Consider the following 10,430-nt stretch of genomic DNA (forward strand, 5'->3'; position numbering starts at 1 on the left):
TACCGCGATTGAACGGGTGCTAGGAGAGTGGGGTAGTCTTTCCGACACACAGTTAGAAGAGCTACTAGGGCGAACTATGCTTCCACACGGCTGGGTCAACAATGGCGCCGTGTTCAGTATTGTCTTTCCCGATCTCCCCGGACTTCAATTTGAACTTGGACCACGGCATACTGACAACAGCTCGCGGCAACTCCAAGTGGTCGGTCGCGGCGCGTACCTTGGTCTGATCATTACAACAGGCGGCCCCGCACGTTCTAGCTGGGGCTTAACTTGCCGTGACCTTGCGGTGAGCCGGGCCACAAAGAAAGCCAAACGATTGGCAAAACTGCTGCGTTCAACCCACGGCGTTACCGACTACTCTCACGGGCTTGATCGTTACCGGTGACGGTGGGCGCCATTCTCGGGAACTCTCATCGATTGTCCCAACCTTGCGACGCGAGTTCAAAGTCGCAGATGCTGATGAAGTTGAACCGAAGGTCCACTTCCGCCTCGCTTAGGGCGTAGGCTTGGGTTTTTGCTGACACGCAGCCTCGTCTTTCGAACTGCGATGCTCCCGGCGACTTTGAGCACAGTTGAATTACCCACCATGCTTTTTCTCCGAACCACCCCGGCCGGGCGAGCTTGTGAATTTCAAACGCTGCAATCGAGCCATCGCGCGTCATGGGGTTCTCAAGAACGATGGTGACGATCCCTGCCGTTCTCTGTTCGACGCTATAGTCCGCCTTGAGCCCCGCAGATTTGTATCGGTTCACCGCGACGTAGATGCCGCTCATGTCAAATTCGGTGATTGGAAGATGCTTCGGCATCGCGGTGACAGCGCCCCTTATCATATTGCCGTCACTGCTAGTACAGGTTCGAGCGCCGGCCAAGCACCGGACTTCTACTGAGCACCGTACCAACGTTGGCGCTTGAAAATGGCCTACGGCTATGGCATACAGTTCGCACACGCGGCGATAAATTCGCTCGATATTTCAATGGTCCATGTTCGGAAGTTGATATTCCGCCCCTGGGCACCATTTCCAGCCTGACCCTTTAGAGCCGTTCCGCTTTAGGCGGAATCTAGGAACGGCTCCAAGTTTATGTTTGATCGTGCTTCCTCTCGGTTCGCACTTTCCGAAACACTCTAAAACTGATCGATGCTGGCATCCCGCCAAGGTGTGGCGGAACATCTCTGCCCGTGCGCGCTGGCTCCGAGAACTACAGCCCCGGAGCCAATCAACCGATCGACCCAATCGGCTCATCATCACGTATCGCCGAGCGTTCAGTCCTTTCGTTTGCGCCCGGTGATCATGGCCCGCACCAGGTTTTCTCCATGCTCCCAGGCGGCAATGAAGACGCCCAGGATGTGAAGCCCGATGAGAGCCAAGGTGGTGTAGGCGAGCGCTTCATGCACCTCCTCGAGGGCTTTCGAACCCCAGTAGGCGTCCGTCGTCATGGCAATCCCAGTTCCGCAAAGGGCTGCCAGGAGGACCAGCAATGCCACGGTCATTGCACCGCCCGCTGGATTATGCCCGAGGTAGCGGGGGGCCTGGAGGTGCAACGACTGCCGCAAGAACGTCATCACGGCGCGCGGCCCTTTGACGAAACTCGAGAAGCGGGCGCTTTCAGGCCCGATAAAACCCCACACCATCCGCATCGCTACGAGTGCCGCGATGGCGTAGCCGGCCCAGAGATGCAGCCACTCGACTTCGTCACCCGTAAGAAACGCAACCGTGAAGAGCGCTACCAGACTCCAATGGAAGATGCGGACAAACCGGTCCCACACCTTCACCGTCGCAGGCGGCCCATGACAGCCGCCGTCTGATACTTCGTTTAGGATGGCCATGACCGAGATCCTTAAAGTTTCAGATCTCCGCCGACGGGAGTGCCGGTGCTCGGGTCAACGAAAAGCTCCACACGCGCCCCTTGCTTATCGCGCGCATAGATCTCAACGCAGGTGCCCTTCACTTTCGACTTGGCAATCGTGTAGCCGTGATCGGTCACGATCTTTTCGATCTCTTGAAGGCTCAGCCATTGGGCTTGCGGTACGCTGGTGCAGGGTTTGTTGAAACTCCCTGCCTCCGCAGTTGCTGAGAGCGTGACGGCCGACACGGCAGCCATTGCGATGGATGCATACGTTTTCATAAGGCCTTCTCCGACATTTTTGATCTGAAGCAATTTGGCTTCTGACGCCGCTCAGGCGTCATCGCGCAATCTGCATCAGCACCGATGACGTCGGACTGACGCGCTCGATCAGCGGTTTGTCAGATGGAGAAGAGGAGACGACAACATCGCTCTCAAGGTTTGGAGCCCCGGCTTTTAACGCTCTGAAAGCTCACGGTTCAGCGGATGGCCTTGTCCACGTTCACGGCCTTGTCGAGGCCCTTGACCGTATCGAGCCCCCGGACGGCCGCTAGATTGGCGCCATCGAAATCGGCACCCGTCACGTCGGCGCCGGAAAGATTGGCGCCGGAGAAGTCCACCTTCGAAAGATCCGCATCGACGAGAATGGCGCCGGAAAGATCGGCGCCGAGCATGCTCGAGAACATCAGCACGGCGCGCGTAAAATTCGCCTCGCGCAGCGTCGCGCCGGCAAAGTCGCACGACTTGAGAACGTTGCGTGCAAGCGTCACCATCGTGCCCTGACCCGGGCGCGCTTCAAGGGGACTGAAATCGGCACGCGTCAGGTCGGCCCCGCGGAAATCGGCGCCGGAGAGGTTTGCCTGCACGCGCACCTGCGAAAGATTGGCACCTGCAAAGCGTGGCGCGTCCGCATGATCGTCGTGCATGTCCGAATAGACGGTGGGGCGGAAAATGGTGGCGCCGCGAAGATCGGCTCCCGAGAAATTTGCGCGGATCAACACCGCCCGGTCGAGGCGCGCATACGAAACGTCCGCCCCCTTGAGGTTGGCGTCCGTCAGGTCAACGCCGTAAAGGTCCGTGCGCGCCAGCCGCGCCTGCTTGAAGTCGAGCCCCGAGAGATCGAGGTAGTTGAGGTCGAGCCCCGTGTAGTCGATGCGCTCGCCCGGCTTGGCGTTGAAGAGCTGGCGCGAGATCTCGCGCACCGTGAGATCAGCGCTCGGGGAAACGCTCACGCCAGCAGATAGCGTCGGGCTCGCCGCCGCCAATACCAGCGCGCCGATTGTCATGAATCGAAGACGAGCAGCCGCCATCATCTGCCCCAAAGTCCTGCCGCGACCCGCCAGCCGCGATCTTACTCTATGAGATAAACTTATTCGGCGTGCCAGTTGCAAGGGCTTCGGTATGACGCCTCTATCGCCAAGCTGCATGGCAACCAGACGCGAAGCGGATAGCACGGCGTCATCGGCACTCTGAAAGTCAGTCCTCACCGACACCGACACCGCCACCGGTCGGCGTCGAAACCAGCACGGCGTCACCCGCTTCAAGCAAGGCGCTGGCCGCGCCGGGAAGCTCCTCGACGGTGCCGTCGCGGCGCAGGATGGCGTTCCGCCCCGCTTCGCCCGGGAGGCCGCCGGCGAGGCCGGGCGGGCGCACCTTGCGGAAGCCTGAGAGGATGGAGAGGCGCATGCGCGCCAGGAAACGGATAACCCGCAACGTGCCGTCTCCACTTCGCCAGCGCCCCTTGCCGCCGGAGCCACGGCGGATGGCGAAGCGTGCGAGGAGAACCGGATAGCGGGTCTCCAGGATCTCAGGGTCCGTGAGGCGCGTGTTCGTCATGTGCACGTGCACGGCGGCCGCGCCATCGAAGCCCGTCCCGTCGCTCTCGAAACCGGCCGGCGCGCCCGAGCAGATGGTCTCGTAGTATTGCACGCGGTCGTCGCCGAACGTCAGGTTGTTCATGGTCCCTTGGGCAGAGCCCAACACGCCGAGCGCCGCGAACAGTGCGTTGACGATGACCTGGCTGGTCTCGACGTTGCCGGCCACGACGGCGGCGGGATACGCCGGCTTCAGCATCGATCCGTCCGGCACCACGATCTCGATCGGACGCAGGCAGCCGGCGTTGAGCGGGATCGGCGCATCGAGCAGCACCCGCAGCACATAAAGCACGGCGGCGCGCACGACGGGCTCGGGCGCGTTGACGTTACTCGGCTGCTGGGGCGAACTGCCGGTGAAATCAACCCTTGCCGAGCGGCGCGCGCGATCGATGGTGATGCGCACCTCGATCACCCAGCCGCCATCGGTCTCGACGCGGACGTGCCCATCCTCCAGACGGCCGATCAGGCGGCGCACAGCGTCCTCTGCGTGATCCTGCACGTGCGCCATGTAGCTTATCACCACGTCGGCGCCGAACTCTTGGACAAGACGCAGGAGCTCGGCGCGGCCGCGAGCGTTGGCCGCCACCTGGGCCTTCAGATCTGCGATGTTCTGCGCCGGATTGCGGGCCGGATAGCGCGCGCCGGTGAGCAGCGCGAGCGTCTCTGCCTCCAAAAAGCGGTTGCCGCTGACCAGCGGCACGCAATCGATGTAAACGCCCTCCTCCTCGATGGTCGCAGCATCGGGGCTCATGGAGCCCGGAGCGATGCCGCCGATGTCGGCGTGATGGCCGCGGCTCGCGACGTAGAAGGCAGGGGCCGTCGCGCCATCGAGGAACACGGGCGTGACGACGGTGATGTCCGGCAGGTGCGTGCCGCCGGCGTAGGGCGCGTTCAGCATATAGGCGTCACCGGGCTGCATGGCCCCGCCGCACGCGCGTATGACGGCTTCGACGGCGCTCTCCATGCTGCCCAAGTGCACCGGCACGTGGGGCGCGTTGGCGACGAGGCGCCCCATGCCGTCAAACACGGCGCAGGAGAAGTCGAGCCGCTCCTTGATGTTGACCGATTGCGCGGTGGCGCGCAGGGCCTCGCCCATCTCCTCCGCGAGGCCCATGAAGAGGTTGCCGAACACTTCGAGCAGAACGGGGTCGGCTTCGAGGGAGATCGCGTCGCGAGGCTTGGCTTCGATGCGGGTGAGAACGAGATCGCCACGCGTCGTCATTTCAGCCGACCAGCCCGGCTCGATGACCACCGTCTGGTTGGGCTCGATGACGATTGCAGGCCCGGCGATGGCCTGGCCGACGGCAAGCGCATCTCGCCGCCAGACATCGGCATCATGCCAGGCGCCTTGTGAATAGAAGCGCGTGCGCGAAACGGGATCGGCCGGCTGTCCGCCGGAGAGGCCGTCCCTCATATCAGCCTCGTGGCTCTGCGCTTCAGCCTCGACCTCGACGAGGGCAATGACAACGCGCTTCTCCGGCGAGATGAAGCCGAAGCGCCGGGCGTGTGCCACCTCGAATGCTTGTCGGAGGTTGTCTCCCTCCCCCTTGTGGGGCGAAAAAGAAACCGGCAGCGCAACGTCGGTCGCCTCGTAGCGGAGATGCAGATGGGCCGCGGTGCGGATCATCTCCGCCGAGGCGCCCTGTGCAACGACCTCGCCGGCCGCCTCTCGAGACATCGCCTCGGCGAGCGCCCGGGCAGCGGCGAGACCGGGCTCGTCGAGCACCATTTCAAGCGAGCGCTCGCGGCTGGCGCGAATGGCCGACAGGCCGATGCCGTAGGCGGAGAGCAGCCCAGACAGCGGGTGGATCAACACCTGGCGCATGCCGAGCGTGTCCGCCATCAGGCAGACGTGCTGGCCGGACGCCGAGCCGAAGCCGTTCAGCACGTAGTTCGAGACATCGTATCCGCGCGCGACGGAAATACGTTTCACGGCCTTGGCCATGTTCTCGACGGCGATGCGGATGGCGCCGTCCGCCACATCCTCCGCGGTGCGTTCGCCGCCCATCTCGCGCGCCAGCGCCGCAAACGCCCTGCGCGGCGCGTCGGCGTCGACCGGATCGCTGGCGCTCGGCCCAAAGACTTTCGGCAGGACCTGAGGATCGAGCTTACCCAGCACGACGTTGGCATCGGTCACCGTCAGCGGTCCGCCGCGGCGGTAGCACATGGGACCGGGATCGGCACCGGCGCTCTCGGGGCCCACCCGCAGGCGGGCGCCGTCATAGGAGAGGATCGAGCCGCCGCCCGCGGCCACGGTATGGATGCGAAGCATCGGTACGCACAGCCGCACGCCCGCCACCTCGGTCTCGAACGTCCGCTCGTAAGTGCCGGCGAAGTGGGAGACGTCGGTCGAGGTGCCGCCCATGTCGAAGCCGATGACGCGCGTGAAGCCCGCCAACCGCGCCGTCTCGGCCATGCCGACGACGCCTCCAGCCGGCCCTGAGAGGATGGCATCCCGTCCGTGGAAATGGGCGCGCGTCTTGAGGCCGCCAGAGGAGGCCATGAACATCAGGGGCGTCGCCGGCTCGCCGGTGAAGGCCGCGGCGATCCCCTCGGTGTAGCGGCGAAGCACCGGAGAGAGATACGCGTCCGCGACGGTTGTATCGCCGCGCGGCACGATCTTGATCAGGGGCGCCACCTCGTGGCTGACCGAGACCTGAGTGAAGCCCGCCTGGCGCGCAAGCTCGGCGGCTTGGCGCTCGTGCTCGGGATACGCATACGCGTGCATGAAGACGATCGCGACACTCGTGAGCCCGTCACGGCGGGCGGCGGCGAGGTCGGCGGCAAGCGCCTCCACGTCGAGCGGCTTCTCAATCGTGCCGTCGGCGCGCACGCGCTCGGCGGCGCCGATCACGCGCCCATAAAGCATCTCCGGCTTCACGATGCGGCGTGCGAAAATGTCAGGGCGCGCCTGCGTTCCGATCTCGAGCTGGTCCTCAAGGCCCGCCGTTATGACGAGTGCCGTCGGCGCCCCCTTGCGCTCGAGCAGGGCATTGGTGGCAACGGTGGTGCCGATCTTCACGGAGCGGATGCGCTCGGCCGGGATCGGCGCGTCCTGCGTGAGGCCGAGACAGCGGCGGATGCCAGCGACGGCGGCGTCCCCGTAGACGCCCGGCGCCTCGGAAAGCAGCTTCAGAGCCTGGACACGCCCCGATGGCGAAACGGCAACAATGTCCGTAAACGTGCCGCCCCGATCGATCCAGAACTGCCATGCGCCGTAGTCCTGCCCCATGGATCTCCTCCCATTAGGGCGTGGCTATCGGCGGGGGCGCAGGGCGTCAATCGCAGATCATGAAATTTAGTCCACGTCCTTCATCCCGGCCAAGGAAACAGGTATGGAATAACGATGCCTCTCGACTGTCTCACGAGCTATATCCAGCCGACGCAGGACACGCGCCTCCGCGCACGCCTGGCTGGCGCCATCGCACCCTGGTGGCCGGCGCTCGCGGGCCTCGTGCGCCCGAGGCCCGCGTATCAGACCGGCGCGTTCTCGGCAGCCGTGATCGCGCTCGCCGCTAAAATGGCCAAGGCTGACGGCGTGGCCGTGGTCGTCGAGTGCGAGACGTTCGAGCGCTTCTTCGAGCCCACGCCAGAGGAGGTGCCGCGCATCCGCCGGCTCTACCAGCAGGCCAGCCAGGACACCGCCGGCTTCGAACTCTATGCCGAAAGCATCGCGCGCATGCTGGCGGACGCGCCCGAGCTCAAGGTCAACGTGCTCGAGTGCCTCCTCATGATCGCGTGCGCGGACGGAATTTTGCATCCGGCAGAGGAGGCGCTGCTCAGGAAGGCCGGCCATGCCCTCGGCATCTCCTGCGAAGAGTTCAAGCGGATCCGCGCGCCGTTCGTCCGCGATCTAGACGATCCGTACGACGTGCTGGGTGTGGAGCCGTCGGCCTCGCCGCAAGAGATCCGGCGCCGCTATCTCGAGCTGGTGCAGCGCTTCCATCCGGACCGATTGACGGCCCGTGGCGCCCAGGCCGCACTGATCAAGGCGGCGACGATCAAGCTCGCCGCGATCAACGCGGCCTACGAGGCCGTGGTGGCCGGGTCGCGCCTCCAGGGAGAACGGGCGTGACTGTGCCCTTGATCGACCGGCCGGACAGCCCTCTGGTCGCCGACCTCCATCCCTCACCCAACATCGAGCCCCGCAGGCCAGGCTTTGTGCCGTCTATGCTGCTGCTCCACTACACCGGGCTGCCGACGGTCGAACGCGCGCTCGACGTGCTGTCGCGGCCCGACTGCAAGGTGTCGTGCCATTACGTCGTCGACGAGACGGGGCGCATCATCCAGATGGTCGCCGAGGAGGCTCGCGCCTGGCATGCCGGCCTCTCCTCCTGGGCAGGCGAGACGGACATCAATTCGGCATCAATCGGCATCGAGATCCAGAATCCGGGGCACACGCTCGGCTATCCTGATTTTCCCGCCACGCAGATGCAGGCGGTGGCTGCCTTGTCGCGTGACATCCTCGGACGTCATGAGATCCCGCCCGAGCGTGTGCTCGCCCACTCGGACGTGGCTCTCGGCCGCAAGATCGATCCCGGAGAGAAGTTCGACTGGGCCTGGCTCGCCGCGCAAGGCGTCGGGCATTGGGTTGCGCCGGCGCCTCTCGATGAGGGTGACGAAGGATGGCCTCCGGGCACGGAGCGCCCCGAAATCCTGCACGCCCGCGCCGCGCTCGCCGCCTACGGCTATGGCGTGGAAACCGAGGGGGGGCTCGATGCGCACCTGCAAACGGCGGTACGCGCCTTCCAGCTCCATTTCCGTCAAGCTCGCTGCGACGGACGGCTCGACAGCTCCACTCTGGACACGCTCTCACGGCTTACGGCTGCGCGCGCCCGCGACGGCGTCCGGATCGCATGATTAATCGTGACGATGGAATGTTCAGCCTAAACCGCTTAACTGTGGCGTCCTGACATTTCCGCGAAAGATGACGGCCGGGGCACGAGAGGCCGAGTCGGAGCGCATTCTTTCCTCAACTAACGCCGCCCCGCTCGCTTGCTCTACCGATCGCCTCCGGCAAGAGGCGCCTTGTTGCTCGCCTTCGGCAAGAGATGCTTTTTGCTCGCCTCTCAGGGAGCGGCAAGTTGTTGCATTGTGACGGGATGGCCGCCGCAAAATAAACGCCGGCGGGCTCAATTATAAAAGAACGTAGGGAAGCGCCGGATGAAAATCGTCATCGCCCCGGACTCCTTCAAGGAGAACCTCAGCTCGCTCGATGTGGCGTGCGAGCTCGAGGCGGGGCTGCGCCGGGTGTGGCCCGAGGCCGAATACGTCAAGGTGCCGATGGCGGACGGCGGCGAAGGCACCGTGCAGTCCCTGGTCGACGCCACGGGTGGGCGCATCGTCTCCTGCACGGTAAAGGGCCCCCTCGGACGGCCCGTGGAGGCCGCCTACGGTCTTCTCGGCGACGGACGGACCGCGGTGATCGAGATGGCGGCGGCCTCCGGCCTGCCCCTCGTTCCCAGGGATGAGCGCGATCCGTTGCGGGCCTCCACGTTCGGCACGGGAGAGCTCATCGCCGATGCGATCCATCGTGGCGTCGAGGAGATCATTATCGGCATCGGAGGATCGGCCACCAATGACGGCGGGGCGGGCTTGGCGCAGGCGCTCGGCATGCGGTTCCTCGACAAGGACGGCGCGCCGATCACCGAGCCGCTGGGCGGCGGCCGCCTCGGCGAGGTGGTCGCCATCGACAGCCGCTGGCTCAATCCCGGCCTTGGCCGCGTTCGGATCAATGTCGCCTGCGACGTGACCAATCCGCTTATCGGCGAGAGCGGGGCCTCGGCCGTGTATGGCCCCCAGAAGGGTGCGACGCCGGAGATGGTGCAGACGCTCGACCGCAACCTTTGCCATCTGGCAGCCCTCATGAAGCGCGATCTTCATGCCGACGTGGCGGATCGCCCCGGCGCGGGAGCGGGCGGCGGGATGGGCGCCGGCCTCATGGCGTTCGCCAACGCGACGCTGTCGCGGGGTGTGGAGCTGGTCGTCGCTGCGACGGGGCTCGACGAGCATATGAAAGGCGCCTCACTGGCGTTGACGGGTGAGGGGCGCGTAGATTTCCAGACTGCTTTCGGCAAGACACCCTCCGGCGTAGCAGCCGCGGCGCGCCGGCACGGGGTGCCGGTCGTGGCCATCGGCGGCGGGCTCGCGGACGATGCGCGGGGTGTGTTCGAGCACGGGATCGACGCCATCGAGAGCGCGACGGCGAACCCCATGCCGCTCGATGCGGCGATGGAGAAGTCGCGGCAATACCTGCGGGATGCCGCCGAGCGTGTGGCGCGCTTCATCGTCATGGGGCAGCGTATGGCGACCGGAGCGCCGGCGGCGCAAGATCCGCATCCGGCGGCGACGCGGGCGACTGGCCCCGACAGCGCTACATCGCCGCCGGTGTTCGCCGAGCCGCCCGCCAAGAAGAACGAACTGTGAAATCTTTTTTGCGCGCCAAACGCAGCAAGGGGCTCACCGGGCGCCGAAGAGCTGACCCAGTGCCGCCAAAGAAGGATGCCGCCCGACTAAATTTTAGCTGCGGCCACCTCGGCTTCTTGACGCGGCGGCTTGCGTACGCCTTATGTCCTTTGCCAGCCGGCTGAACGGCCGCTGCCGCCGCAAGGTGGTGGAGGAAAGTCCGGGCTCCATGGAGACAGGGTGGCGGCTAACGGCCGCCGGGGGCGACCCCAGGGAAAGTGCCACAGAAAACAGACCGCCCGCCGGGCT

The 10,430-nt window shown here is 65.1% G+C and carries 8 protein-coding genes; 3 read left to right on the plus strand and 5 right to left on the minus strand.

Annotated features, from left to right (window positions below; all coding sequences use genetic code 11):
- Nucleotides 1-410: 410 nt before the first annotated feature.
- The 5 genes from V7P99_RS12165 to V7P99_RS12185 all read right to left on the minus strand — a co-directional run bounded on the left by V7P99_RS12165 (nucleotide 411) and on the right by V7P99_RS12185 (nucleotide 6,948).
- Nucleotides 411-773, minus strand: coding sequence for a hypothetical protein (locus V7P99_RS12165; RefSeq protein ID WP_333795091.1), 363 nt, complete (start codon nucleotides 771-773; stop codon nucleotides 411-413).
- 488 nt (nucleotides 774-1,261) lie between these two features.
- The gene (locus V7P99_RS12170; protein WP_333795092.1) at nucleotides 1,262-1,825 is read right to left on the minus strand and encodes a cytochrome b/b6 domain-containing protein; all 564 of its coding nucleotides are present in this window, start codon (nucleotides 1,823-1,825) and stop codon (nucleotides 1,262-1,264) included.
- Nucleotides 1,826-1,836: 11 nt separating this feature from the next.
- Nucleotides 1,837-2,157, minus strand: a complete 321-nt coding sequence (locus tag V7P99_RS12175) for a PepSY domain-containing protein (RefSeq protein ID WP_333795093.1) — start codon at nucleotides 2,155-2,157, stop codon at nucleotides 1,837-1,839.
- A 164-nt stretch (nucleotides 2,158-2,321) separates the two neighbouring features.
- Nucleotides 2,322-3,155, minus strand: coding sequence for a pentapeptide repeat-containing protein (locus V7P99_RS12180; RefSeq protein ID WP_333795094.1), 834 nt, complete (start codon nucleotides 3,153-3,155; stop codon nucleotides 2,322-2,324).
- Nucleotides 3,156-3,318: 163 nt separating this feature from the next.
- Nucleotides 3,319-6,948, minus strand: a complete 3,630-nt coding sequence (locus V7P99_RS12185; RefSeq protein ID WP_333795095.1) for a hydantoinase B/oxoprolinase family protein — start codon at nucleotides 6,946-6,948, stop codon at nucleotides 3,319-3,321.
- Nucleotides 6,949-7,062: 114 nt separating this feature from the next.
- Here V7P99_RS12185 and V7P99_RS12190 point away from each other — a divergent pair, with 114 nt between their 5' ends.
- The 3 genes from V7P99_RS12190 to V7P99_RS12200 all read left to right on the plus strand — a co-directional run bounded on the left by V7P99_RS12190 (nucleotide 7,063) and on the right by V7P99_RS12200 (nucleotide 10,142).
- Complete coding sequence (locus V7P99_RS12190) at nucleotides 7,063-7,791, plus strand: DnaJ family molecular chaperone (protein WP_333795096.1); 729 nt, start codon at nucleotides 7,063-7,065, stop codon at nucleotides 7,789-7,791.
- The gene (locus tag V7P99_RS12195; RefSeq protein WP_333795097.1) at nucleotides 7,788-8,576 is read left to right on the plus strand and encodes an N-acetylmuramoyl-L-alanine amidase; all 789 of its coding nucleotides are present in this window, start codon (nucleotides 7,788-7,790) and stop codon (nucleotides 8,574-8,576) included. Before V7P99_RS12190 ends, V7P99_RS12195 begins: the two co-directional genes overlap by 4 nt.
- A gap of 303 nt (nucleotides 8,577-8,879) precedes the next feature.
- A complete protein-coding gene (locus V7P99_RS12200; protein ID WP_333795098.1) occupies nucleotides 8,880-10,142 on the plus strand; it encodes a glycerate kinase in 1,263 nt (420 codons plus the stop codon).
- Nucleotides 10,143-10,430: the final 288 nt, after the last annotated feature.

Source organism: Hyphomicrobium sp. (assembly GCF_036780825.1).
GTDB lineage: Bacteria > Pseudomonadota > Alphaproteobacteria > Rhizobiales > Hyphomicrobiaceae > Hyphomicrobium_C.